The sequence below is a fragment of the Streptomyces coelicoflavus genome (assembly GCF_045041415.1).
Classification (GTDB): Bacteria; Actinomycetota; Actinomycetes; order Streptomycetales; family Streptomycetaceae; genus Streptomyces; species Streptomyces coelicoflavus.
This window is the reverse complement of sequence record NZ_CP108218.1, coordinates 6,104,061-6,126,157: the sequence shown is the minus strand read 5'-3', so window position 1 is coordinate 6,126,157 and position 22,097 is coordinate 6,104,061. Positions and strand designations below refer to the sequence as shown.

General features: G+C 73.4%; 22 protein-coding genes. 7 read left to right on the top strand and 15 right to left on the bottom strand.

All coding sequences use genetic code 11. From position 1 onward, the window contains the following. Nucleotides 1-47: 47 nt before the first annotated feature. The 3 genes from OHA99_RS27435 to OHA99_RS27425 are packed head-to-tail and all read right to left on the bottom strand — an operon-like array spanning nt 48 to nt 2,831. Nucleotides 48-800 (bottom strand): response regulator transcription factor, encoded by a 753-nt coding sequence (locus OHA99_RS27435; protein ID WP_366472039.1) that lies wholly within the window; start codon nt 798-800, stop codon nt 48-50. Beyond that, entirely contained in the window at nt 793-2,052 is a 1,260-nt protein-coding gene (gene macS / locus OHA99_RS27430) for a MacS family sensor histidine kinase (protein WP_153180262.1), read from the bottom strand. Before macS ends, OHA99_RS27435 begins: the two co-directional genes overlap by 8 nt. A 26-nt stretch (nt 2,053-2,078) precedes the next feature. Further along, complete coding sequence (locus tag OHA99_RS27425) at nt 2,079-2,831, bottom strand: 1-acyl-sn-glycerol-3-phosphate acyltransferase (RefSeq protein WP_164386525.1); 753 nt, start codon at nt 2,829-2,831, stop codon at nt 2,079-2,081. Between the two features lie 152 nt (nt 2,832-2,983). On the opposite strand from OHA99_RS27425, the gene OHA99_RS27420 reads away from it, so the two are divergent. Then, nucleotides 2,984-3,787 (top strand): carboxylesterase, encoded by an 804-nt coding sequence (locus OHA99_RS27420; protein ID WP_153180260.1) that lies wholly within the window; start codon nt 2,984-2,986, stop codon nt 3,785-3,787. Then, nucleotides 3,780-4,397 carry a hypothetical protein gene (locus OHA99_RS27415; protein WP_153180259.1) on the top strand — a complete coding sequence of 206 codons (618 nt, stop codon included), beginning with the start codon at nt 3,780-3,782 and terminating at the stop codon, nt 4,395-4,397. Before OHA99_RS27420 ends, OHA99_RS27415 begins: the two co-directional genes overlap by 8 nt. Before the next feature lie 82 nt (nt 4,398-4,479). Here the strand turns inward: OHA99_RS27415 and OHA99_RS27410 are convergent, their stop codons facing one another. The 6 genes from OHA99_RS27410 to OHA99_RS27385 form a co-directional block, all read right to left on the bottom strand. Then, nucleotides 4,480-5,241: an endonuclease/exonuclease/phosphatase family protein gene (locus OHA99_RS27410; RefSeq protein WP_405698270.1), complete on the bottom strand. Its 762-nt coding sequence runs from the start codon at nt 5,239-5,241 to the stop codon at nt 4,480-4,482. 131 nt (nt 5,242-5,372) lie between these two features. Beyond that, nucleotides 5,373-6,326 (bottom strand): ROK family glucokinase, encoded by a 954-nt coding sequence (locus OHA99_RS27405; protein WP_019327958.1) that lies wholly within the window; start codon nt 6,324-6,326, stop codon nt 5,373-5,375. A gap of 54 nt (nt 6,327-6,380) precedes the next feature. Further along, complete coding sequence (locus tag OHA99_RS27400; protein ID WP_366472035.1) at nt 6,381-7,007, bottom strand: DUF5304 domain-containing protein; 627 nt, start codon at nt 7,005-7,007, stop codon at nt 6,381-6,383. Between the two features lie 63 nt (nt 7,008-7,070). Beyond that, complete coding sequence (locus OHA99_RS27395) at nt 7,071-8,243, bottom strand: ArsA-related P-loop ATPase (RefSeq protein ID WP_153180256.1); 1,173 nt, start codon at nt 8,241-8,243, stop codon at nt 7,071-7,073. Nucleotides 8,244-8,430: 187 nt separating this feature from the next. Continuing rightward, complete coding sequence (locus tag OHA99_RS27390) at nt 8,431-8,868, bottom strand: SRPBCC family protein (RefSeq protein ID WP_109031793.1); 438 nt, start codon at nt 8,866-8,868, stop codon at nt 8,431-8,433. A gap of 140 nt (nt 8,869-9,008) precedes the next feature. Then, the gene (locus tag OHA99_RS27385) at nt 9,009-9,806 is read right to left on the bottom strand and encodes a metallophosphoesterase (RefSeq protein WP_153180254.1); all 798 of its coding nucleotides are present in this window, start codon (nt 9,804-9,806) and stop codon (nt 9,009-9,011) included. Nucleotides 9,807-10,115: 309 nt separating this feature from the next. On the opposite strand from OHA99_RS27385, the gene OHA99_RS27380 reads away from it, so the two are divergent. Next, nucleotides 10,116-11,912: an AMP-dependent synthetase/ligase gene (locus OHA99_RS27380; protein WP_366472034.1), complete on the top strand. Its 1,797-nt coding sequence runs from the start codon at nt 10,116-10,118 to the stop codon at nt 11,910-11,912. Nucleotides 11,913-12,014: 102 nt separating this feature from the next. Here OHA99_RS27380 and OHA99_RS27375 read toward each other — a convergent pair whose 3' ends face one another. Beyond that, a complete protein-coding gene (locus OHA99_RS27375; protein ID WP_366472033.1) occupies nt 12,015-13,157 on the bottom strand; it encodes a glycosyltransferase family 4 protein in 1,143 nt (380 codons plus the stop codon). 131 nt (nt 13,158-13,288) lie between these two features. On the opposite strand from OHA99_RS27375, the gene OHA99_RS27370 reads away from it, so the two are divergent. Continuing rightward, nucleotides 13,289-14,557 (top strand): glycosyltransferase 87 family protein, encoded by a 1,269-nt coding sequence (locus OHA99_RS27370; RefSeq protein WP_405699011.1) that lies wholly within the window; start codon nt 13,289-13,291, stop codon nt 14,555-14,557. On the opposite strand, the gene OHA99_RS27365 is transcribed toward OHA99_RS27370, so the two are convergent. The 5 genes from OHA99_RS27365 to OHA99_RS27345 form a co-directional block, all read right to left on the bottom strand. Then, nucleotides 14,514-15,707 carry a hypothetical protein gene (locus OHA99_RS27365; RefSeq protein ID WP_405698269.1) on the bottom strand — a complete coding sequence of 398 codons (1,194 nt, stop codon included), beginning with the start codon at nt 15,705-15,707 and terminating at the stop codon, nt 14,514-14,516. The two genes, OHA99_RS27370 and OHA99_RS27365, sit on opposite strands and share 44 nt — an antisense overlap. Nucleotides 15,708-16,169: 462 nt before the next feature. After that, the gene (locus OHA99_RS27360; RefSeq protein ID WP_164385078.1) at nt 16,170-17,186 is read right to left on the bottom strand and encodes an NlpC/P60 family protein; all 1,017 of its coding nucleotides are present in this window, start codon (nt 17,184-17,186) and stop codon (nt 16,170-16,172) included. A gap of 282 nt (nt 17,187-17,468) precedes the next feature. Next, nucleotides 17,469-18,512, bottom strand: a complete 1,044-nt coding sequence (locus tag OHA99_RS27355) for a C40 family peptidase (RefSeq protein WP_153182013.1) — start codon at nt 18,510-18,512, stop codon at nt 17,469-17,471. Between the two features lie 231 nt (nt 18,513-18,743). Next, nucleotides 18,744-20,087, bottom strand: a complete 1,344-nt coding sequence (locus OHA99_RS27350; RefSeq protein WP_153180250.1) for an NYN domain-containing protein — start codon at nt 20,085-20,087, stop codon at nt 18,744-18,746. 62 nt (nt 20,088-20,149) lie between these two features. After that, on the bottom strand, nt 20,150-20,389 hold the full coding sequence (locus OHA99_RS27345) for a hypothetical protein (RefSeq protein ID WP_007448755.1): 240 nt from the start codon (nt 20,387-20,389) through the stop codon (nt 20,150-20,152). Nucleotides 20,390-20,545: 156 nt separating this feature from the next. Here OHA99_RS27345 and OHA99_RS27340 point away from each other — a divergent pair, with 156 nt between their 5' ends. The 3 genes from OHA99_RS27340 to OHA99_RS27330 all read left to right on the top strand — a co-directional run bounded on the left by OHA99_RS27340 (nt 20,546) and on the right by OHA99_RS27330 (nt 22,066). Further along, nucleotides 20,546-21,316, top strand: coding sequence for a rhomboid family intramembrane serine protease (locus OHA99_RS27340; protein WP_153180249.1), 771 nt, complete (start codon nt 20,546-20,548; stop codon nt 21,314-21,316). Further along, nucleotides 21,313-21,594, top strand: a complete 282-nt coding sequence (locus OHA99_RS27335; protein ID WP_007448778.1) for an Lrp/AsnC family transcriptional regulator — start codon at nt 21,313-21,315, stop codon at nt 21,592-21,594. Before OHA99_RS27340 ends, OHA99_RS27335 begins: the two co-directional genes overlap by 4 nt. A 187-nt stretch (nt 21,595-21,781) precedes the next feature. After that, nucleotides 21,782-22,066, top strand: a complete 285-nt coding sequence (locus OHA99_RS27330; protein WP_153180248.1) for a small secreted hydrophilic protein — start codon at nt 21,782-21,784, stop codon at nt 22,064-22,066. Nucleotides 22,067-22,097: the final 31 nt, after the last annotated feature.

Below are 22,097 nucleotides of genomic sequence, written 5' to 3'. Positions count from 1 at the left end.
CAACCCCTTTGCCAGGGTGGGTGGTTGAGGCCACTGTCCCGCGTGGGTCAGGCGTCGTCCAGACCCCGTTCGATCGCGTACCGCACCAGCTCCACCCGGTTGTGCAGCTGGAGCTTGCCGAGGGTGTTCTGGACGTGGTTCTGCACGGTGCGGTGGGAGATGACGAGGCGTTCGGCGATCTGCTTGTAGCTCAGCCCCTTGGCGACCAGGCGCAGCACCTCGGTCTCCCGGTCGGTGAGCCGGGGCGCGCCGGGGTCGTCGGCGCCCGCGGCGGGCGCCGGTTCGGAGGCCAGGCGGCGGTACTCGCCGAGGACGAGTCCGGCGAGACCCGGGGTGAAGACCGGGTCGCCGGCGGCGGTACGGCGCACCGCGTCCCGCAGTTCCTCGGTGGAGGCCGACTTGAGCAGGTATCCGGTCGCGCCGGACTTGACCGCCTCCAGCACGTCGGCGTGCTCCCCGCTCGCCGAGAGGACGAGGACGCGCAGCTTCGGGTCGGCCCCGACGACCTCCTTGCAGACCTGGACGCCGGGCTTGCCGGGCAGGTTGAGGTCGAGCACGAGGACGTCGGGCGCGACGGCCGCGGCCCGGCGCACCGCCTGGTCGCCGTCGCCGGCGGTGGCGACCACGTCGAAGCCGGACTCGGCCAGGTCCCGCGCGACGGCGTCGCGCCACATCGGGTGGTCGTCGACCACCATGACCCTGATCGGGTCCGGTCGCTCGCCGTCCTGCCGTTGGACGTCCTTCCGTCCGGCGTCCTGCCGTCCGGCGTCCTGCCGTTCGCCGTCCTGCCGTTCACTCATGGTGCGCTGCCTTCCCCCGTGCGGTGCCACTGCCGCCGGTGCCGGCGGTCTTCTTCGGTGCCTTCAGTTCGACCTCGGTGCCCTGTCCGGGCACCGAGATCAGCTCGGCCGTGCCGCCGAGGTCCCGCAGCCGCCCGCGGATCGACTGGGCCACGCCGAGCCGCCCCTCGCCCTCGGCCTCGGTGAGCCGCCCCTCCGGAATGCCGGGCCCCTCGTCGCGGACGGTGACGATCACCTCGTCCGGTTCGTCCTCGACCAGGATCCACGCGCGGGCCCGCTCGCCCACGTGCTCGCGGACGTTGTCCAGGGCGGCGCCCACCGCGGCCGCCAGCTCCCGTGCGGCACCCGGGGCGAGGAGGACCGGGGCGCCCGGCTCGGCGAGGTTCACCAGCGAGCCGGCGTACGGGGCGAGCAGATCGCGCAGGTCCACGGGGCCGTCCGGGGCCGTCCCGTCCCCCTCCGGTTCCTCGACCACCCGTACGACCGCGCCCTCGGCGGCGTCCTCCGACACGCGGGAGACGGGCACCAGACCGCGGGAGACCAGGGTGCGCAGGGCCACCTCCTGCTCACCGGCGAGCCGGCCCAGCTCGGCCGCCTCGCCGCCGATGACGGCGCCCCGGCGCTGCACCATCGCCAGCACCTGGAGGACGCTGTCGTGGATGTCCCGGGCGAGCCGCTCGCGTTCCCGGGTCGCCGCCTCGATCTCCAGGGCACGCGCGAGGGTGCGCTCGGAGGCGCGGGCGACCTCGACGACGTAGCCGATGGCGATGGAGGCGACCCAGACGAGGATGACGTTGTGGACGGTGTCGCGGGCCGGGGTGCCGCGTTCGACCAGGTTGGCGACGGCGACCAGGGTGGAGGCGACGGCCGCCCAGCGCCAGCCGCCCTTGATGGCGAAGGCCAGCACGGAACCGGCGGTCCATATCGACGGCAGGGTCGGGCCGCCGTCCATGACCCGCTCGTGGGCGTCGGCGAAGGGCGTGAGCAGGATGCCGGTCAGCGCGACGGTAAGGTCGGCGGCGAGGAACCGCTTGGTGCAGTTCGCGGCGTTGGTGACCTTGGGGAGGGTGGCCAGGGTCCAGACGAAGAGGACGGCGTAGTAGGCGACGGCGAGCCAGGGGCGGGCGAAGCCGGAGTAGGCGGTGGCGAAGAAGCCGATCGCGTACAGCATGGTGAGCACGCGGTAGCCGGCGAGCGCGCGCCACAGCGGCAGCTCGACCGACATCCTCATGACTCTCTCGCGCCTGGCCATGTCCCCCCTCCCCGGGCCCTGCCGGGCTACGACCCGGCCCGGTCCTTCTCGGCCTTCGCCGCCCTGCCCGCTTCCTTCTCGGCCTTGCCCGCTTCCTTCTCGGCCTTCGCCGCCTCCGCGAGCTGCCGCTTCATGGCGGTCGCGTACATGTCGACGTACTCCTGGCCGGAGAGCTTCATGATCTCGTACATGACCTCGTCGGTCACCGCGCGGAGCACGAAGCGGTCGTGCTCCATGCCCTGGTAGCGAGTGAAGTCCAGCGGCTTCCCGATCCGGATGCCGGGGCGCATCAGCTTCGGCATCACCTGGCCGGGCGGCTGGATCTTCTCGGTGTCGATCATGGCGACCGGGACGACGGGTGCGCCGGTGGCGAGGGCCACGCGCGCGAGGCCGCCCGGCTTGCCGCGGTAGAGGCGGCCGTCCGGGGAGCGGGTGCCCTCGGGGTAGATGCCGAACAGCTCGCCGCGCTCCAGGACCTCTATGCCGCTCTTGATCGCGGCCTCCCCCGCGCCGCGCGCGCCGGAACGGTCCACCGGGAGCTGGCCCACGCCCTTGAAGAACGCGGCGGTCAGCCTGCCCTTGACCCCGGGGGTGTTGAAGTACTCGGCCTTGGCGATGAAGGTCACCTTGCGGTCGAGGACGGCGGGCAGGAAGAACGAGTCGGAGAACGACAGGTGGTTGCTCGCCAGAATGGCGGGGCCGTCGGCCGGGATGTACTCCAGGCCCTCCACCCAGGGCCGGAAGGCGAGCTTCAGCGACCCCCCGATGGTGACCTTCATCGTGCCGTACAACAACCGAGTGCCTCCTGGTGTCTGTGGCTCAGACCTTAACCCGGGACACCGTCAATGGCCCCGACGGCCCTGGTCGGTGTCAGTCCGGTCGCGTACGGTGAAAGACCCGCGAGTCCCCCCTGACGACAGGAGACCGAGACGTGCCGGTCCTGCCCGGAGCCGAGCCGTTCCGCCACGAGGGCGGGGAGGCCGGCGTCCTCCTCTGTCACGGTTTCACCGGTTCCCCGCAGTCGCTGCGCCCCTGGGCCGAGTACCTGGCCGCGCGTGGCCTGAGCGTGGCGCTGCCGCTGCTGCCCGGGCACGGCACGCGCTGGCAGGACATGCAGGTCACGGGCTGGCAGGACTGGTATGCGGAGGTGGACCGCGAGCTGCGCGCCCTGCGCGAGCGCTGCGGGCGGGTCTTCGTGGCCGGCCTGTCCATGGGCGGCGCGCTGGCGCTGCGGCTGGCCGCCAAGCACGGGGACGCGGTGCAGGGCGTCGTCGTGGTGAACCCGGCGAACCGGATGCACGGCGTCGCCCAGCACGCGCTTCCGGTCCTGCGCCACCTGGTGCCCGCGACGAAGGGCATCGCCAGCGACATCGCCAAGCCGCACAGCGCGGAGCTGGGGTACGACCGGGTGCCGCTGCACTCGGCGCACTCGCTGCGCGCCTTCTTCCGGCTCGCCGACGGCGACCTGCCGCAGGTGACGCAGCCGCTGCTGTTGCTGCGCAGCCCGCGGGACCATGTGGTGCCGCCGGCCGACTCGGCGCGGATCCTGGGCCGGGTGTCGTCGACGGACGTGACGGAGATCCTGCTGGAACAGAGCTACCACGTGGCGACGTTGGACCACGATGCGGACCGGATCTTCGCGGAGAGCGTCGCGTTCATCGGCCGGCTCGCGCCCGGTTCCGTCGGGGAACCGGTGCCCGGTCTCGGCAAGGAAGGGACGGCCGCAGGTGGCTGAGCACGACTCCGACCGTGAGGACCGCGAGGAGCGGGACCTGGAGCGGGAGCACCGCGAGGGACGGGAGCGCGCGGCGGACGGCGGGCCCGAGGCGCAGGGCACGCCCTTCGACGAGGGCGCCGCCTGGGACGCGATCGTCGCCGGGTACGGGGAGGAGCCCCCGGACCCGCCGGGTGCCAAGCCGTTCAAGTCGGTCGAGGACCTGGCCCTGCTCGAACCCGAGGTGAACGACCGGAAGCCCGAGGCGGACCGGCCCGCCTCGGACCGTCCTCTGGGCGGCTCCGTGGCGTTCGCGCCCGGCGTGGGTCCCCGCGACCACACGCCCGCCGAGCCGTCCGACGACGACTTCGACGCGGACGACGAGGGCCACTTCGTGCCGCCCGAGCCGCCGCCGCTGCCCGACGCGGACCCCACGTCGAAGTTCGCCTGGCTGGGCGTGCTCGGCGGCCCGGTGCTGCTCCTGCTGGCGGTGATGCTCGGCTGGGACATGACCTGGTGGCTGACGACGCTGAGCATCGGCGGCTTCCTCGGCGGCTTCGCCACCCTGGTCGTGCGGATGCGGACGGGCGACGAGGACGACGACGATCCGGGGCGCGGCGCGGTGGTGTAGCCGACGCGGTGCGGTGGTGTAGCCGACGCGGTGCGGTGGTGCGGCCGCGCGGCACGGTGGGCCGGGCGGCCGGGCCCCGGGGTCAGGCGGTCGCGGGTACGCGGAGGGCGGTCAGGACCGGGAGGTGGTCCGTGGCCGCCCTCAGGTCTTCCTCGGCCACCCCGGCCAGTCCCGACGGCACCCCGCAGCCCAGCACCTCGATGCCCTCGGTGACGAAGACCGCGTCGATACGGCGGTCCGGGGCGGTCGCGGGGAAGGTGTACTCGCCGCCCCAGGGCGCGGCGGTCCAGCAGTCGCGCAGCCCGTCACCGAGCCGCCGGAAGGTGCGGCCGCCGGGGCGCTCGTTCAGGTCGCCGCCCGCGACGGCGTGCGGCACGCCCAGGGCTGTCAGGTGGTCGAGGAGCAGGCCGGCCTGCTCATGGCGCTCGTCGGGCCGCAGCGACAGGTGGGTGCTGAGTACGCCGATACGGGCGCCGCCGATCCGGACCACGGCGGTGGCGAGGCCCCGGCGGTGCCGGCCCGGGGTGAGCGGGAGCAGCACGTCCTCGGTGCGCTCCACGGTGGCCCGCAGGGAGCAGAGCAGGGCGGGGCCGGCGGCGGGGCCGCCACCCGAGAGGAAGACCAGGTCGGACGCTGCGGCGAGCCGGGTGATCTTCTTGCGCCAGCGGAAGAAGCGGGGGGCCTCCTGGAGGAGGACCAGGTCGGGCGCGCAGCCCTTGATGACGCGGGCAAGGGCGTCGGTGTCGTCGCGCAGCGAGCGGATGTTGTAGCTCAGGACGCGGATGACCGCGGAACCGTCGGGTTCGGTGCGGGAGTTGGGCAGCGCCGGGAGGGATGTTGCCATGCCGTCAATTTACGGGACCGCGTGATCAGGCGCCTCATGGGTCGGGGCGCGGGGCCCGTGGGCGACTGCCGGTAGTACGTGGCTGGTCGCGCAGTTCCCCGCGCCCCTACGGCGCTTGCGGTGAGCGGCGTTTACATGATCGGGTCGGGCTCCCGGGCCAGGTCGGCCGCGCCGACCAGGCCGGCCTTGTTGCCGAGCCGGGCGGCGATCACGTCGGCGACCGGGCGCCAGTTGCCGCCGACCAGCCAGCGCTTGTACGACTTGCGGATCGGGTCGAGGACCAGGTCGCCCTCGTCCGAGAGGCCGCCGCCGACGATGAAGGCGGACGGGTCGAAGAGCGAGGCCAGGTCGGCGAGGCCGGCACCGGCCCAGCGTGCCAGTTCCCGGTAGGAGTCGACGGCGACCGGGCAGCCCTGGCGGGCGGCGACGGAGATGTGCTTGCCCTCGATGCCGTCGGGGGTGCCGTCGCCGAGCGCGAGCAGCACCTCGGCGCGCTCGGGGGTGGCGTTGGCGCGCTGCTTGGCGTACCGCACCAGCGCCCGGCCCGACGCGTACTGCTCCCAGCAGCCCTGCGAACCGCAGCCGCACAGCAGGCCGTCGGGCACCATGCGGATGTGGCCGAACTCGGCGGCCACGCCGAAGTGACCGCGGCGCAGCTTGTTGCCGATGATGATGCCGCCGCCGAGGCCGGTGCCGAGGGTGATGCAGATGACGTTGCGGTGCCCCTTGCCGCCGCCGAACTTGTACTCGCCCCAGGCCGCGGCGTTGGCGTCGTTCTCCACGACGACCGGGAGGCCGACGCGGGCCTCGACCTTCTCCTTGAGCGGCTCCTGGCGCCAGTCGATGTTGGGCGCGAAGTAGACCGTGGAGCGCTGGCGGTTGACGTATCCGGCGGCACCGATTCCGACGCCGACGATCTCGTGCCCCACGCGCGCGCCCTCCACCGCGGAGGCGATGGCGTCCACGATGGCCTCGGGTGTGGTGGGGGTCGGCACCTTGTGGGTCGAAAGGATGTTGCCTTCCTCGTCGACCACGCCGGCCGCGATCTTCGTGCCGCCGATGTCGACGCCGATGGTGAGTCCCATGAATCCCTCAGTTCGGTCGAGCCCCGCTAAGGGCAACCGTACCCGAGGCAGGGCTCAGTCCAGGTCGATGCGCTGTCCCGGGCCGGTGCCCCCGTCGTCCTCGTCACGGCCGTCGGCTTCGCGTTCGTCCTGGTCACGGGGGTCGCGCGGGTCCTTGGCCACGGTGTCCCCGGTGGTCCAGCGGCGTTCCTGGTTCTGGACGGCGGAGCGGTACGCGGCGAGGAGTTCGCCGCCGGCCGCGGCGAGGTGGTCGAACAGGTCCGGGTTGCGCTCGATGACCGGTTCGACGGCGGCCTTCGCCTGCTGGACGACCTGCCGCACGACCTGCTGGGCGGCGGGTCCGGCGACCTGGCCGAGCAGCGGGGACTGGAGGCCGGACAGCTTGTCGGCGACGGTGTCGACGAGGCGGCGCAGCTCCTCGGCGGCGGAGCCGGGCGGCGGTCCGTACTCGGCCCGGCGGCGGGCCTTCTCCGCCTCCAGGTCCTCGGCACACGCCGTCGCCCAGGCGTCGTCGTCGGTCGCACGCGCCTCACCGGCCGCACGCGTCTCATCGGCCGCCCGTGCCTCGCCGGCCGCCCGCGTCTCACCTGCCGCACGTGCCTCGCCGGCCGCCCGTGCCTCGTCGACCGAGTCGGCCTCGTCGGGGCGGGGTGCCTCGGACGGGGGGAGCTCTTCGCTCATGACGGACTCCTGACTACGGTTCGTCCTTACGACGTTACCCGAACGGGCGCGGCCCCCGTCGGGTCATCGCCCCCGCGGCCACAGCCCCGGGTCCGGCGCGAACCGCACCGCGAGGGTGCCCTCCCGCAGCGCGGCCCCGTCGACGGTGCAGCGGCGCAGCGCGGACGGCAGGGGGACGGTGCGGCGGAACGGGCCCGCCGCGACGACCAGTTCGTCCCCGCGGCGGACGAGGTCGAGTTCCTCGCGTACGGCGCCGGGCAGCGGGATGTGCCAGACCAGGACGCCGTCCTCGGCCGTCCGGTCGGTGACGGGCCACTCGACCGGGGAGGCGGCCGCGTTGACGCCCGGCACGTCGAGGGCGGCGAGGTCGTCCGTGCCGCGCGGGTCCCGGCCGAGGTGGGCGACGGCGCGGACGTCGTACGTGCCCCGCCACTCCTCCAGTGTCTTGCGCTGCTGGGCGAGGGGGCCGCCGAGCCAGCTGTCCGCCGGGACGTCCTCGGGCAGGACGCGGTTGGCGACCAGCAGGTCGGTGCGCAGGCCGCGCAGGGCGAGGCCGAGGGCGGTGGCCCGGACGGCGTCCGCGCCGGCCGGTCCGGGTTCGGCGACCAGCCGTACGGTGGTGTTCCGGTCGGCCAGGACGGCCTCGGCGGCGGCGAGTTCCACGTCCCAGCGGGCGCCGGCCTCGTACAGCGCCTCGGCCGGCATGGGGACACCCGCGAGCCGTCCGAGGACCGGGCGCAGGGCACGGGCGGCCTGCCGCTCGGGCGGGAGCAGGCGGCGCAGGCCGCGGCGCAGTTCCTCGGGCGCGGCGAGCAGGGCGAGGGCGCGCGGCGCGGGCGGGAGGTCGACGACGAGGAGGTCGTGCGCCTCGGCGAGGGCGGCCTCGCGCAGGGCGCGCAGCAGGGCGAGGTCGTCGGCGCCGGGGAGCGGGGTCAGCTCGTCCGGGTCGAGGCGGGAGGCGCCGAGGAGGTCGAGGGCGGAGGCGGCGCGGTCCTGGAGGGCGGCGAGCGCGTCCCGGAAGCCCTGGGCGGTGTCGGGGCGCCAGGCGGTGAGACCGGGTGCGACGGGGGTCGGCTCGGGGCCGGTGGGTACGCCGAGTGCGGCGCCGAGGGTGTCGTCGCGGTCGGTGCCGAGGAGGAGGGTGCGGGTGCCCTCGCGGGCGGCGGTGAGCGCGGTGGCGGCGGCGACGGTGGTACGGCCGGTGCCGCCGGGGCCTGTGATCAGGAGGGTGCGCATGGGGGTGAACGGTACTTGGGGGCTCCGCCGGTTGGGCTGGTGACCGGCGTGGGGGCGCGGGCCGGGTGGGGGCGCGGGCCGGGTGGGGGGCGCAGCCCGGCGTTGCGGGGTGCCGCTGCGCCCACCCGTGCCGCCCCAGCGGCACGACTGCCCGCAGCTGGGGGGCGGGCGACTGCCTGCGGCTAAGTTACTTTCCCGACTCCACGCGCTTCTTCAGGCCTGCCAGGGCCCGGTCGATGATGACCTTCTCCGCCTTGCGTTTGATCATGCCGAGCATGGGGATCTTGACGTCCACCGTGAGGCGGTAGGTGACCTCCGTACCCGTGCCGGCCGGGCGGAGCAGGTAGGAGCCGTCGAGGGAGCGCAGCATCTGGGACTTCACCAGCGTCCAGGACACCTCGTGCTCGCCGGTCCAGGTGTAGCCCAGCGTCTGGTCGTCCTTGATCGCTCCGGCGTCCATGACGAGCCGGACCTGCTCGGCACGCCCCTGCTCGTCGGTCGCGAGGACCTGCGCCTCCTTCACCTCGCCGGTCCAGTCCGGGTAGCGCGCGAAGTCGGCGATCACCGCCATGACGTCGGCCGGTGCCGCCTCGATGGTGATGCTCGAGCTGGTGTGTTCCGCCATCGCCGTGGCTCCTCCGGATGCGGGCCGCTACTGAGGTCGTCCGTGCGCCCGTAGCGCGCACGTGTGTGCCGCGTGAAGGCTATCGCGCACGGGGACGGCATCCGTCACCACCCACCTGCGCGGGCCCGCCGCGCCCGGGTTCACCACTCCAGCGCCCACGGCCGCCCCGTCGACGCGAAGTGGCCGACGTTGACGCACTCGGTCGCCCCGACGCGCATCCGCCGGGTCAGCGGCTGGTGCACGTGCCCGAACAGGGCGTAGCGGGGACGGGTGCGGCGGATGGCGTCGAGGAGCGCGCGGCTGCCCCGCTCGAAGCGCCGGGCCACCGTGTCGTAGAGCAGTTCCGGCACGTCCGGCGGGATGTGCGTGCACAGCACGTCCACCTCGCCGACGGCCTCGATCTTCGCGGCGTAGGCCTCGTCGCTGATCTCGTACGGCGTGTTCATCGGGGTGCGCAGGCCGCCGCCGACGAAGCCGAAGACGCGGCCGCCGATCTCCACCCGCTCCCCGTCGAGCACGGTGGTGCCGGGCCCGGCGTACTCGGGCCACAGCGGCGGCACGTCGACGTTGCCGTAGGTGGCGTACGTCGGGGTGGGGAAGGCGGCGAACAGTTCGGCGTACTGCTTGCGCACCGCCCGCTCGATCAGCTCGCGCGGTTCCCCGCCGGCCTCCGCCCACAGCCGCCTGCCGAAGTCCCGGGCCTCGTCGAAGCGGCGGGCGGTGCGCAGCGCGACGATGCGGTCGGCGTTCGCGACGCCGAACAGGTCGGGGAAGATGCCGCGCGAGTGGTCGGCGTAGTCGAGGAAGAGGACCAGGTCCCCGAGGCAGATCAGGGCGTCGGCGCCCTCGCCGGCCCTGGCCAGGTCGCGGGCGTTGCCGTGGACGTCGCTGACCACGTGGACGCGCGTGCTCGTGTCACGGAGCGGTGTGGGTGCCATGGCGATCAAGCGTAAGCAGCGGGCGCCCGATGTGAACAGTGGCGGTCGGACCTGCGGTTACTGGCTGGTCGGTTGATCCGTCGACTACTGTGCGCAAAGCAAACCCCATCCGTGTGACGCAGCGAACATCTCGCGGGGACCCCCTGTCGGAGAACGCATACCGACGGGTAACGTCCGGGCAGTCCAGTCGTGCTCTGGGTTTCAACATGTGAATCCCGCATGAGTTTCCCGAGCACTTGCCCGAGCCTTGGACCGCACCGTCGCATCACACAGTGTCGTGGCGCCGGCGCCCTATGAGGAGCAGCAGTCTTGCGCGAGTTCAGCCTTCCGGCCTTGTACGAGGTCCCCGCGGACGGAAACCTGACCGACATCGTCCGCAGAAACGCCGCGCAGCATCCCGACGTCGCCGTCATCGCCCGCAAGGTGTCGGGCGCCTGGCAGGACGTGACCGCGCGCACCTTCCTCACCGAGGTGCACTCCGCGGCCAAGGGCCTCATCGCCTCCGGGGTCCAGCCGGGCGACCGGGTCGGTCTGATGTCCCGCACCCGCTACGAGTGGACGCTGCTGGACTTCGCGATCTGGAGCGCGGGCGCGATCACCGTGCCGGTGTACGAGACCAGCTCGCCGGAGCAGGTGCAGTGGATCCTCAGCGACTCGGGTGCCACGGCGTGCGTCGTGGAGTCGGCCGGGCACGCCGCCGCCGTCGAGTCGGTGCGCGAGCAGCTGCCCGCGCTCAAGAACGTCTGGCAGATCGACGCGGGCGCCGTGGAGGAGCTGGGACGCCTGGGCCAGGACGTCACGGACCGGACCGTCGAGGAGCGCGGCTCGATCGCGAAGGCCGACGACCCCGCGACCATCGTCTACACCTCCGGCACCACCGGCCGTCCCAAGGGCTGCGTCCTCACCCACCGCAGTTTCTTCGCCGAGTGCGGCAACGTGGTGGAACGGCTACGTCCGCTCTTCCGCACCGGTGAGTGCTCGGTCCTGCTCTTCCTCCCCCTCGCCCACGTCTTCGGGCGCCTGGTGCAGGTCGCACCGATGATCGCGCCGATCAAGCTGGGCAACGTCCCCGACATCAAGAACCTCACCGACGAGCTGGCCGCGTTCCGGCCCACGCTGATCCTCGGCGTGCCGCGCGTCTTCGAGAAGGTCTACAACTCGGCGCGCGCCAAGGCGCAGGCCGACGGCAAGGGCAAGATCTTCGACCGCGCCGCCGACACCGCGATCGCGTACAGCAAGGCCCTGGACACGGCGTCGGGTCCGTCCGTCGGCCTGAAGATCAAGCACAAGGTCTTCGACAAACTCGTCTACAGCAAGCTCCGCACGGTCCTCGGCGGGCGCGGCGAGTACGCGATCTCCGGCGGCGCCCCGCTCGGCGAGCGGCTCGGTCACTTCTTCCGCGGCATCGGCTTCACGGTCCTGGAGGGCTACGGCCTGACCGAGTCCTGCGCGGCCACCGCCTTCAACCCCTGGGACCGGCAGAAGATCGGCACCGTCGGCCAGCCGCTGCCCGGCTCGGTGGTGCGCATCGCGGACGACGGCGAGGTGCTGCTGCACGGCGAGCACCTGTTCAAGGAGTACTGGAACAACCCGGGCGCGACCGCGGAGGCGCTGGCCGACGGCTGGTTCCACACCGGCGACATCGGCACCCTCGACGAGGACGGGTACCTGCGGATCACCGGCCGCAAGAAGGAGATCATCGTCACCGCCGGCGGCAAGAACGTCGCCCCGGCCGTCATCGAGGACCGCATCCGCGCGCACGCGCTGGTCGCGGAGTGCATGGTGGTCGGCGACGGGCGGCCCTTCGTGGGCGCGCTGGTCACCCTCGACGAGGAGTTCCTGGGCCGCTGGTGCGCGGAGCACGGGAAGCCGGCCGGCTCGAGTGCGGTGTCGTTGCGGGAGGACCCGGATCTGCTCGCGGCGATCCAGGACGCGATCGACGACGGGAACGCGGCGGTCTCGAAGGCCGAGTCGGTGCGGAAGTTCCGGGTGCTGGGGGCGCAGTTCACCGAGGACTCGGGGCATCTGACTCCGTCGTTGAAGCTGAAGCGGAATGTTGTGGCGAAGGATTACGCGGACGAGATCGAGGCGATCTACACCAAGTAGTGGGGCAGGGGGTGCCTTCTGGGGTGCCCCTTTGTCGCCGCGGGCGAGTGCGGGTTCGCCGTGGCTTGTCGCGCAGTTCCCCGCGCCCCTGGCGGCGTTGCCCTACAGCAGCGTTTTCAGGTGTTCCGCCAGCAAGTCCCAGCGCCACTTCTCCTCCACCCAGGACCTGCCCCGCTCCCCCATCCGGCGGCGCAGTTCCGGGTCGGCGAGGAGGGTGACGATGCGGTCGGCGGACTCGTCCGGGGTGGCGCCGTGGACCACCCAGCCCGTCTCGCCGTCGAGTACCGCGTCGGGGGCGCCGCCCGAGTCGCCGGCGACGACGGGGAGGCCGGTCGCGGAGGCTTCGAGGTAGACGATGCCCAGGCCCTCCACGTCGAGGCCGCCCCGGCGGGTGCGGCAGGGCATGGCGAAGACGTCGCCGGCGCCGTAGTGGGCGGGCAGCTCGGACCAGGGCACGGGGCCGGTGAAGTGGACGGAGGCGGCCACGCCCGTCTCGGTGGCCAGGCGGCGCAGGTCCTTCTCGTAGGGGCCGCCGCCGACGATGAGCAGGACGGCGTCGGGCTCGGCGGCGAGGATGCGGGGCATGGCGCGGATCAGGGTGTCCTGGCCCTTGCGCGGGACCAGGCGGGAGACGCAGACGACGACGGGGCGTTCGGTCAGGCCCAGGCGGGCGCGTACCTCGTCGCCGCCGCTGGCCGGGTGGAAGGTCTTCTCGTCGACGCCGGGCGGCAGTTGCACCATCCGGGCGGCGGCCGCGGGCGTGAGCGCGCCCGCGATGCGGGAGCGGGTGTACTCGCCGAGGTAGGTGATCGTGTCGGTCGACTCCCCGATCCGGCGCAGCAGTTGGCGGGCCGCGGGCAGCTGGGCCCAGCCCGCCTCGTGGCCGTGGGTGGTGGCGACGAGGCGTTCGGCGCCCGCCCTGCGCAGGGCCGGGGCCATCAGGCCGAGGGGCGCGGCCGCCCCGAACCACACCGAGGTGCAGCCGTGCTCGCGCAGCAGGCCCACCGCCCGCCGGGTGGCGCCCGGCGTCGGCAGCAGCATGGTCGTACGGTCCCGTACGACGGTGAAGGGCTGCTCGGCGTCGAAGGCGGCGGTGGCCTCTACGCCCTCGCGGCCGCGCTTCCAGGTGGAGGCGTAGACGACCAGCCGCTCGGGGTCCAGGCGCAGTGCCATGTTGTGCAGGAAGGCCTGGATGCCGCCCGGACGGGGCGGGAAGTCGTTCGTTACGATCAAGGTCTTGCGCACGCCGCCGACCCTACCGAACCGGCCGCCGGGTGCTGGGCCGGGCCGCCTCCTGTGGCAGGCCCACGGGTGTCCGGGTCATCATGTCCGCACCGGCAGACACGGACCGGCGGGCACGGACGGGCAGGGAGCACGTGGAGACGAAGGACGCGGGGCGGTCACCGCTGTGGCTGCTGACGACCTGGGGCGCCTCGCGGCTGGTGCTGATGCTGCTGGTGCTGAAGGTGCTGGTCTCTCCCGGTCCGGACGTCACGAGCGACGTGTCCGTCATCTACCGGGGCTGGTACGACGTCCTGCGCACCGGAACGTTTCCTCTGGACGACGTCACCTGGCAGTACCCGCCCGCCGCGGCCTTCGCGATCCTCTCGCCCGCCCTGCTGCCCTTCCTGGAGTACGCGACGGCGTTCTTCGTCCTCGTCTGCGTCACGGACGCCGCGGTTCTCGCGCTGCTGTGGCACGCGGGCCGGGGGGCGGGGCGCTCGTCGCGCGGGGCGTGGGTGTGGGTGGTGGGCGTACCGCTGCTGGGTCCGACGGTGTACGCCCGCTACGACGTGATGGTCACCGCCGTCGCGGTCGCCGCGCTGCTCGCCGCCGGGCGGCATCCGCGCGTGGCGGGGGGCCTGGCGGCGCTCGGGGCGCTGCTGAAGGTGTGGCCGGCGCTGGTGCTCCTCGGGATGCGGGGGCGGTCGCCGTGGGTCGCGGCCGTGCTGGGCGGTGCGGGGCTCACCGCGCTGTTCGCCGTGTCGATGCCCGGGGGCTTCGCGTTCCTGACGTTCCAGCGGGAGCGGGGCATAGAGGTGGAGTCGCTGGGCTCGCTGGTCTTCCACGTCGCCCGGCACTTCGGCTGGGAGGGCGGGGTGCTGCTGAACTACGGCTCGATGGAGTTCCTGGGCCCGCACGTGGGCACGGTGGGCACGGTCTCGCTGGGGTTGAGCGCGGTGGCGTTCGGCTGGCTGCTGCTGTGGCGGCTGGTGGCCGTGCGGCGGCCGGCTGCCCCGCGGTTCGCGGCGCACACGGCGGCGGACGCGGCCTTCGTGGCGGTGCTGATGTTCACGGTGACGAGCCGGGTGATCAGCCCCCAGTACCTGGTGTGGCTGATCGGTCTCGGGGCGGTCTGCTGGTGCTTCCGGGCGAGCCGGATGCGGGTGCCGGTCACCCTGGTGCTGGTGGCGAGCCTGGTGACGGTGCTGGAGTTCCCGCTGCTGTTCGGCGACGTCGTGACGAGCACCCCGCTCGGGATCACGCTTCTGTTCGTCCGCAACGGCCTGCTGGTGGCCGCCTCCGTCGTCGGCGCCCGTGCCCTGTGGCGGGACACGGTGCGGCGCGGGGCCCCGGACCCGGCCGGAAACTCCGGGCGGGTCAGCCGAGCCGCGTCCGCAGATACTTCCGCCAGCGCGCCGTGAAGTCCTCCGGCGTCGTCCCGAGCACGTCGTGCAGCGCGTCCTCGACGGCGCCGGCGCGCTCGTCGTGCGCGCCCACGGAGCGGTAGAAGGCGTTCAGCCGGTCCTCGCCCCACTGCTCGGCGATCATCCGGCAGGCCAGCCAGCCGCCCTCGTACGCCCGGGCCAGTTCCTCGGCGTCGGCGGTGAAGCCGAAGTCCTCGTCCGTCGGGAGCCGGGCGGGCACCTCTCCCCCGGCGACCGCGGCGGCCAGTTCGGGGGCGGACCGGTCGGCGGGGCGTCCGCTGTCGCGGTAGCCGACCCAGTCGGCGTACCCCTCGGAGAGCCACAGCGGGGTGGCGGAGGTGGTGTCGGCCCGGGTGGCGACGTGGGTCGCCTCGTGGGTGAGCACGACCTGCCTGCCGAGGTCGCCGAGGAGCCCGTACGCGTCGGGATTGACGATGATCCGGTCCGCGGGGGCGTGTTCCCGGCCGCCCGTCTCCCCGGTGGTGACGGCGGCGATGCCCCGGTAGGACGAGGCGGGGGAACCGAGCAGGCCCGCCATGCCCTCCAGGGACCGGGGGACGACCACGACCACCCGGCGGGCCCAGTCGCCGTCCCAGGCGTCCGCGACGGCGGGCACCGCCCGGTCGGCCAGGTCCGCGAAGCGGCGCAGGGCGCCGGTGGACTGCCCGACGCCGAGGACGAGGCTGTGCGTGCCGCGGAGCACCTCGACCGCGCCCTGGTCCCAGGGCTGCTGTCCGGATTTCTCCGCGGGCCGGTCGGAGTCCACGGACCACCGTCCGCCGGTGCCGTCCCGGCTCAGCCGCACCGTGCGGCCGGTGGCGACCGCGCCCCGGTCGTAGCCCTCGACGCGGTAGCGCAGCTCGACGTCGGCGGTGGCCCGGTCGCCGGTGCGGTCCACGCCCCGTACCCGGTAGGACCAGGCGGCCAGCGGGATCGCGCTCAGGTTGCCGAAGCCGGTACCGGTGCCGGTGCGTGCGTAGGCGGCCGCGTCGTGGGCCAGGACGGCGGCCGCACGCCGGTCCAGGACCTGCTGGACGTCGGCCCGCGCGGGGTCGGCCACGCTCCGGCCGCCGCAGCCCACGAGCCCGACCAGCAGCAGGCACAGCCCCGCCGCCGAGAACCCCGACACCCGCCTTCGACCAGCCACCTTCCCGATCGTACGGGCGAGCAGCGGCGGAAGGCACCGGGCGCGGGCGCCCGGGACCGGGGGGGCCGCGGGGGCCTGCGGGACCGGAGCCTCAGGCCCGCTGCGGGCCGGGGCCGGGGCCGAGTGGGCCGCCGGAGGCCGAGGAATCCCGGCCCCGGGCAGCGCACACGCCCCCGCCAGGGCGCCTGGCGGGGGCCCGGAAGGCACGCCCGACGGCCCTCGGGGGCCGCGAGACCGGGACGGTCAACGAGCGGGAGCCGGGTCCGAGCGGGCGGCATGAGGGCCCGGGAGGCCGGAGCCGGGGCCCAGCGGGCGGCTGGAGGGCGTGCGGGCCTGGGAGGCCGGGCGGGGGGGCCGAAGGCACCGGAGCGGCCCGGGCGGGCCGCCGGAGGGCGGCGGGGGCCGCACGGGCTCCGGGAGGGCCCGCGCCCGCTCAGGAGGCGGCCCGCGGGCCCGCGCCGGTCACACCCGGGTGATCGACGAGATCGGCATCATGCCGACCGGGTCGTAGCGCACCGGTGCGCCGGGGTAGGGCGCGTGGATCACCTGACCGTTGCCGGCGTACATGCCGATGTGACTGGCGTCGTCGCGGTAGGCGACCAGGTCGCCGGGGCGTGCCTCGGACAGGGAGACGCGTCGCCCGGTGCCGGACTGGGCCTGGGAGGTGCGCGGGATGCCGACGCCGGCCTGGGCCCAGGACCACTGGGTCAGGCCCGAGCAGTCGAAGCCGGAGGGGCCGTTGGCGCCCCAGACGTAGGGCTTGCCGAGGGCGGAGCGGGCGGCGGCGAAGGCGGCCGCGGCCCGGCCGGAGGCGGGGGCGGCGGCACCGGCGAGGGCGGTCAGGTCCTCGCGGCCGGAGCGGGACCCGCGCTGGTAGGCGGCGCGTTCGTCGTCCGGGAGCGCGGCGAGCAGTGCGCGGGCCTTGGCGAGCTTGCGCTCCACGGTCTTCTTGTGCGCGGCGACGGCCTTGCGGCCCTCCTCCAGCTCGGTGAGCTTGCGGGCCGCCTCGGCACGGTCCTGGGCGAGGTCGCGCATCGCCTGCTGGAGTTCCCGCAGCTCGCCCGCCTGGCGGGTGGTGATGCGGTCCAGCACGGAGGCCCGGTCGAGGTAGTCGTCCGGCTCGGCGGAGAGCAGCAGCGCGAGGGACGGGTCGACGCCGCCCGAGCGGTACTGGGCGCCGGCCAGCGAACCGAGCGCGTCCCGCATGGTGTTGATGTGCTGCTGCTGCCGGGCGATGGAGTCCTGCGCGGTCGCCACCTCCTCGCGCAGCCCCTCGGTGCGCGCGTCGGCCTTGTTGTAGGCCTCGGTCGCCTGCTCCGCCTCGGTGTGCAGCCGGTCCACCTCCGCCCGCCGGTCGTCGTGCGGGGCGGCCGTGGCCGGTACGGCGCCCAGGAGTGCGGCGGCGACGGAGAGCAGGCCGACGGCGGCGGTGGAGCCACGGTCGAACCCGGATGGTGCAAGGCGGCGATGGGACCCCACGGGAAGCCGCACTCCTTCCGCTGGCGGACGGGGAAACGCGGCAGACAGTAACCCCGCGGCGGGGCACCGGCCAACGACCTCCGGGGCCGCACAGCGCGACGCCCCGCCGCTGACGCAGGTCACCGGCGGGGCGGGGGGTCACATGACCCGGCCGTGATTCGCCCGAACGGGGGCACGGCAGGGGTGACTTCGGGTGGCGGGCGCGGTGCCGGTTCGGGCGCGTACGCCGAGCCCGGTCAGGCCCGGGTGCCGAACACGGTCAGGCCCGGGTGCCGAACACGGTCAGACCCGCACTCCGAACATGAACGGGCCGCCGATGGTGCTCATCGACTCGTAGCGGACGTTCGTGCCGGTGCGCGGCGCGTGCAGGACCTGGCCGTTGCCGGCGTAGAGACCGACGTGGTGCAGGTCGCTGAAGAAGAAGACCAGGTCGCCGACCTGGAGCTGGCTCGTCGAGGAGATGCGGGTACCGGCGCCGGTCTGGGCCTGGGAGGTGCGCGGGATGCCGACGCCGGCCTGGGCGTAGGCCCAGGAGGTCAGTCCCGAGCAGTCGAAGGAGGACGGGCCGGTGGCACCGTAGACGTACGGCGTGCCTATCTTGCTCTGGGCGGCGGCGAAGGCGGCGGCGGCCCGGCCGGAGGCGGGGGTGGACTTGCCGCCGGTGAGGACCTGGCGCTCGCTGGCGCGGTTGGCGCGGTTCTCCTCCTTCTGGAGGGCGGCCTTCTCCTGCGCGGTGAGCGTGTTGAGCAGCTTCTGCGCGGAGGAGAGCTTGCCCTGGACTTCCTTCTTCTTGTTGCCCAGCTCGGTGCGGGTGGCGGAGAGGTCCTTGAGCTTCTCGGAGGCCTCGGAGCGCTGCTGCGCGAGGTCGCGCTGCTTGACCTGGATCTTCTTCAGCGCCTCCACCTGCTGACCGCTCAGCTGGTCGAGGGTGGAGGCCTTGTCCAGGTAGTTGTCCGGGTCGGCGGACAGGAAGAGCTGGAGGGAGGGGTCGATGCCGCCGGAGCGGTACTGGGCGCTCGCCATCGAACCGAGGCCGTCGCGCAGCTCGTTGAGCTCCTCCTGGCCGCGGGCGACGTTGTCCTGGATGGTGGAGATCTCCTTCTGGAGCTTCTCCTGCTTCTCCTTGGCGCCGTTGTACTTCTCGGTGGCCTGCTCGGCCTCCTCGTAGAGCTTGTCGACCTTGGCCTTGACCTCGTCCTTGCTCGGCTTCTCGCTCGGGGCGGCGTTGGCGGCCTGGGAGCTGAGAGCGACAGCGGCGGCGGCAGCGGTGGTGAGCACGGTCACGCGCGTGCGGCTCGGCTGCTTGGGACGACGGTGGGACGCCACGGAGACGAGCTCCTTCTTGAGAGGGATCACCCGTTCGAGGGTTCGAAGGGTGACCCTAGTGACCCACTCGTGATCAGTTCAAATCCTCCGCCGAAAAATCACGGTTACGCACCGCGTTATTTCCCACAACTCACCTGCAGTGACGTCCATCTGACACTACGTTGCGTGACGCTTCCGTCAATTCGGGCATAGAGCGCCTACGTTACGGTTGGTGCGGAAGTGAACGAGGAGCTAGGAAAGCCGCTTGAGGAGCACCGCAGACGCCACCGGGCGTGCGCCCGCGCGCGCCACTCCGTCGGCGACCTCGCGGTCGGTGGAGACGACGATGACGGGCCGTCCCGGCGGTTCGGCCCGCACCAGCTGGCGGATCAGTTCGTCGGCGGTGACACCCGGCTTGGAGAACAGCACCCGCACTCCGCGCGGCGGCGCGAGCAGCACCGGCGCGACGAGTTCGGCCCCGTCGAAGACGCAGGTCATCTCGGCGCCGGTCTGCGCGGCGAGCTGGGAGAGCTGGCCCAGCAGCCGCAGCCGCTGCTTCTCCAGCGGCATCTGCGGATAGCCGGTCTTGGTGACGTTGTAGCCGTCGACGACCAGGTGCGCCTGGGGCAGCGCCAGCAACTGGTCGAGGATCGCCGGGTCGTTCTCGGACAGGGCTCGGTTGGCGATGTCCTTCGGGGTCATCCGGCCGGGCTCGACCGCGTCCACGGTCTCGGCGGGCCGCACGGCCACCGGGGGCAGCGCCAGCTCGCGGCGCAGCCCCTGGGTGGCGTCCAGCAGGGTGTCCAGGAGCAGCCGGACGCGCATGTCCTCGACGCTGCGCCCCTCGCGAGCGGCCTTGCGGGTGGCCTCCAGCGCGGCCTCGGCCTCTCCCAGGCGGGTCTTGAGCCGCCGGGTCTCGCTCTCGGCGGCGGACACCTGGGTGTGCGCCTCGGCGCGGACGGCGTCCGTCTCGCCCCGGAGCTTGCGCAGCGCGGCCTCGCCGCGCTTGACGTCGCTGAGGGCCGAGCGCAGCTTGCGGTGCAGCGACTCGGTCTCCCGCTTCGCCGCGTCCAGTTCGGCGCGCAGCCGCTCGGTCTCGGTCCTGGTGTGCTCCCGGGCCCGGGCCAGCTCCTCGTGCAGCCGCTCCAGCTCCGCGCGGCTCTCCTCGTCGGCACGCTCGGCGTCCGCGCGCTGCGCCTCCTCGCCGGCGGCGGTCACCAGCTTGACCCAGCCGTGCGGGCGCAGCACGTAGGCGGCGGCGGCCACGTCGAAGGGGTCGGCGGCCGGGGGCGCGGACCCGGTGTCCAGGGCGCCGGCCAGTTCCGGCTGGGCGTCGCGGAGCTTCTCGCCGATGCGCTGCCGGAAGAGCGCGTCGGTCTCCACGGCGGCGGCCATGGCGTTGCCGGCGAACTTGGCGCGGCGGTTCGGGGCGAACCTGGCATACTGCCTCAGCTGTGCGGGCAGCTCGCCGAGGGTGAGTGAGCCGAAGCCGTCGGACACGATCTGCACGACCCGGCGGCGCACGCCGTCGGGCAGCGGGCGGTCGAGCACCTCAGCGGCGCCGTCGCCCGGCCCCCCGCCGTGTGTCTCCACCATCCGTCACCCCAATGTCTCAGGGCGATCCCGGACCGGAATCGCCTGGTGCGGGGCCGCTCCGCTCAGGAGGCGGCATCCGGCCTGTCCACGAGTTCCACCTGGTCCACGGCGTTGCACCAGCGGCACCGCACCGACTCGACGGTCTCACTGAGCACCTCGCGCTCCTCCACCGTCGGCTCGCCGGCCAGGTCGAGGTGCACGTACTCGACGACCTTCGAGGCCCGGGTCACGTCGAAGCGGGTGAGGTTGCCGCAGAGGGTGCAGCGCCACCGCGTCGTGTCGGTCGGCAGGGGAACCGTCATCGTGGCTGTTCGCTCTCTTCCAGTGTGGGTGACGCGCCGGGCTCCCCCGGTGCGTGTGGCACGTAACCCTACGGCCTGGCGGGTACCCGACGCCCGCGCGTCCACGGCGGCGAGGCGCTATGGTCCGTTGCGCCCGTTACGTCATGCTCTGTATTCATGATCCGCAACTGGAGCACGGCGGCCCGCAGAACGCTCGCGGCGGTCAGGAGGCCCGCCCCGGGCGGCCCGTCCCGGCGCCGGGCGGCGCCCGTGACGTACACGCTGATCACGCTGTGCTGTCTGCTGTTCCTGCTCAGCCCGGCGGCCGGCCTGAATCCGGTGTACGGCACCGGGGAGGAACTGCTGGCGGCGCAGCGCGCCCACTTCCGGCGCTGGGGCGTGATCCCCGCAGAACTGTTCGAGGACTCCCCCGGCTCGGCGCTCACCCCGGCGACGGCGCTGTTCGTCCACGGCAGCTGGGTGCACCTGCTGGGCAACATGCTCTTCCTCTACGTCTTCGGCGCGATGACCGAGCAGCGGATGGGCCGGCTCCAGTTCGCCCTGTTCTACCTCGGCTGCGGCTACCTGGCCCTGGTGGGCTACGCGGGCGCCAACGCCCACTCCCAGGAGTCCCTGGTCGGCGCCTCGGGGGCGATCTCCGCGGTCCTCGGCGCCTTCCTGTTCCTCTTCCCGCGGGCCCGCGTGACCAGCCTGCTGCCCTTCCTCTTCTTCCTGCCGCTGCGCTTCCCGGCCTGGGTCGTGCTGCCGTTCTGGGTTTCCCTCCAGTGGCTGGCGGCGGGGCGGGCCGGCGACGGCCCGGGGGTGGCCTACCTCGCCCACCTGGTGGGATTCGGTCTCGGCTTCGCCTTCGCCTGGGTGCGGTTCGGGCGTACGACTACAGTTGGTGGCGTTCCAGTGGCGGCGCCCGAGGGAGAGAACCAGCCGTGATCAGCGCGATCGTCCTCATCAAGACCAGCGTGGACCGCATTCCCGAGATCGCGGAGCAGATCGCCGCGCTGGAGAGCGTCAGCGAGGTCTTCTCCGTCACCGGCACCTACGACCTGATCGCCATGGTGCGGGTGAGCAAGCACGAGGACCTGGCCGACGTCATCCCCGGCCGGATCAGCAAGATCCCCGGCGTGGAGGGCACCGACACCCACGTGGCCTTCCGCACGTACTCCCAGCACGACCTGGAAGCGGCGTTCGCGATCGGCCTGGACAACTGATCGCCCCGAGCGGGAAGCGCCCCGAAGGGGCGTGCCCTTCAGGGGCGCGGGGCTGTATCGAATGTGCGGCTCCGCCGCGTGGGCGCGACCAGCCACAGCGGACCCGCAGCAATCCGCCGACTGACATGAAGGGTCCTTCATCCAGGACTCATCCGGCCCGCCGGAAACCTCGCGCAGAATCCACCCCATGGTCTTCTCCCGCCGCATGGCGGCCCTCGCGGCCGTCGTCCTGATCCCCCTCGGCATCGCCGCGACCAGTTTCGCCCTGACCGACAACCCGCAGGAGCCCAAGGTCCCGGCCAAGGTGGAGCTGGAGAGCGGCTCCCCCACCCCGGCGCCGACGTCCTCCTCGCCCGAGCCGACGCCCAGCGACCAGGTGGTGACGCGGCCGCCGGTCACCGACGGCCCTTCGGATGACGACGATGACGACGACCGGGGCCAGGACGCCGACGACGGCCCCGGCGACGGGTGAGCGCGAGCGCCGCCGGGTCTCGGCCCGGGTC